Raw genomic sequence first — 2,304 nt, 5'->3', positions numbered from 1 at the left:
CGGTGAATACGTTGATACCCACAGCGATCAGCGGCATCGCGGCCACGATGAGGAACATCGGCCAACGTATCGCTGGATCACCGCCATACACCACGGCGATCACCCAGATCGGAACGGAGAGCAGGGCCAGGAAGTTGGTCCGACCCAGCCAGACACTTCCGTTCCAACGGCGCTCGCCCTCGTAGCTGCCCCACCGCTCATCGTTGGCGAAACTGTTGCTCATCCGGGTGATGTCCCTCTGGTCGAGGTCTTCGATCCCCTCGGACCACGTGTCACCCAGGAGCTTCTGCCCAAGCTCGGGCGGAACGAAGATCCGCTTGCCGGACTTGTCGTAGAGCCACAGCTCCGTACCGCGCCGGGAGTTCACATAGACCTCGCGCGCACCGCCGATGTCGGAGCGCTCGATGCGACGGGTGGAGACCGCGTCCTTGATCACCACGGCGTCCGGCTCGATCACGATGTGGGTCCGGGTGAGGTTCACGCCGTAGGCGGCCAGGCCAAGGATCAGCACGCACAGGCTGACGCCGAAGGGGGTGACGGCCCGGTCCGTGGCGGTCCACCAGTAGTAGATGACGAAGCCACAGGCCCCGAGCGCGATCAGGACCAGCACGCCGAGAAAGAATTTGACGAAGACGTCCGGCCGGAGTTCCTCGGTGCCGCCCCCGTTCCCTGTGCCCGTGCGCTTGGCCATGCGTGCCCCCTCCCTTGGTGGCCCGATCATACCGAGCCGCCCAAATTTGCGATAATCCCCGGCTCGTACACCCACGGAAGCCCGACTCATGCTGGATCCCGCCCTCCTGCGCGGCAAGCTCGCCGAAACGGCTGAGCGCCTGCGCGCCGCCCGGAACTTCGACCTCGACGTCGTGACGATCGAGCGCCTCGAATCCGAGCGCAAGGCGCTCTCCACCGAGACCCAGGAGCTGCAGAACCTGCGGAACACCCGTTCCAAGGCCATCGGCCAAGCCAAGGGTAAGGGCGAAAGCGTGGACGCGCTCATGGCCGAGGTCGCCGGTATCGGCGACAAGCTCAAGGCCAACGAGCAGGCGCTCGCCGAGGTCCAGGCCAAGCTGGCGGACATCGCCCTGGGCATCCCGAACCTCCCCGACGAATCCGTGCCCATCGGCAAGGACGAGAACGACAACGTGGAGATCCTCCGCTGGGGTCACCCGCGTCCGTTCGACTTCCCGGTGAAGGACCACGTGGACCTGGGCGCCCGTCACGGCTGGCTCGACGGCGAAGCCGGGGTCAAGCTGTCCGGCGCACGCTTCACCGTGCTGCGCGGCCAGCTCGCGCACCTGCATCGCGCGCTCGCCCAGTTCATGCTGGACCTGCACACCACGCGTCACGGCTACCTCGAGCACAACGTGCCGTTGATCGTGAATGCGGCTGCGATGGAAGGCACCAGCCAGCTGCCCAAGTTCGAAGAGGACCTCTTCGGCACGATGGTCGACGAGGTGAAGCGCTACCTCATTCCCACCTCCGAAGTGACGCTGACCAACCTTGTGCGCGAAAGCATCGTCGACGCCGGCGAGCTGCCCATGCGCATGACCGCGCACTCCATGTGCTTCCGCGCGGAAGCCGGCAGCTACGGCCGCGACACCCGCGGCATGATCCGCCAGCACCAGTTCGAGAAGGTGGAGATGGTGCAGATCGCCACGGCCGAGACGAGCTTTGCTCAGCTCGAGGAGATGGTCGGGCATGCTGAGGCTGTTTTGCAGGCGCTGAAGCTGCCGTATCGGAAGGTGCAGCTGTGCACAGGGGATATGGGCTTTGCTGCGGCCAAGACGTATGACCTCGAGGTTTGGCTGCCCAGCCAGAACACGTATCGCGAGATCAGTAGCTGCTCCAACTGCACGGATTTTCAGGCGCGGCGGATGTCGGCTCGCTGGAGGAATCCGGCTAGCAGCAAGCCGGAGCTGGTGCATACGTTGAATGGGTCGGGGTTGGCTGTGGGGCGGACCCTGGTTGCCGTGATGGAGAATTTCCAGCAGGCGGATGGGTCCATTGAGGTGCCGGAAGTGTTGCGGCCTTATATGGCGGGGATTGAGGCGATTGCCTGATCCCTTGGTACCCTCTCGTCGGGTACAATTGGCGCTGGCCGGGTGCAATGCCCGGCCAGTGCGTTAGAAAAATACGGAGAGATGGCCGAGTGGTTTAAGGCAGCAGTCTTGAAAACTGCCGTAGGTGTGAGCCTACCGTGGGTTCGAATCCCACTCTCTCCGCCAGACCACTAGTTTCCAAGTAAAATCAGATACTTGGATTGGTCAGGAAAAATCGCCATCGGGACACATTTCGGGACACATA

Annotated in this window: 2 protein-coding genes and 1 tRNA gene; 2 read left to right on the top strand and 1 reads right to left on the bottom strand. The window is 63.5% G+C overall.

Going from position 1 to position 2,304, the window contains the following annotated elements; all coding sequences use genetic code 11:
- Nucleotides 1–691: hypothetical protein (locus tag AC1DSN_RS21545; protein ID WP_477332783.1), on the bottom strand; the 691-nt coding region annotated here is incomplete at its 3' end.
- 88 nt (nt 692–779) lie between these two features.
- Between AC1DSN_RS21545 and serS the strand changes: the two genes are divergently transcribed.
- Together serS and AC1DSN_RS21535 are read left to right on the top strand one after the other, a co-directional pair.
- The gene (gene serS / locus AC1DSN_RS21540; RefSeq protein ID WP_477332781.1) at nt 780–2,060 is read left to right on the top strand and encodes a serine--tRNA ligase; all 1,281 of its coding nucleotides are present in this window, start codon (nt 780–782) and stop codon (nt 2,058–2,060) included.
- A 75-nt stretch (nt 2,061–2,135) separates the two neighbouring features.
- Nucleotides 2,136–2,225, top strand: a tRNA-Ser gene (locus AC1DSN_RS21535).
- Nucleotides 2,226–2,304 lie beyond the last annotated feature (79 nt).

The organism is Luteibacter sp. P4_D7_3 (genome assembly GCF_056401735.1).
This window is presented reverse-complemented; position numbering and strand designations above follow the sequence as displayed.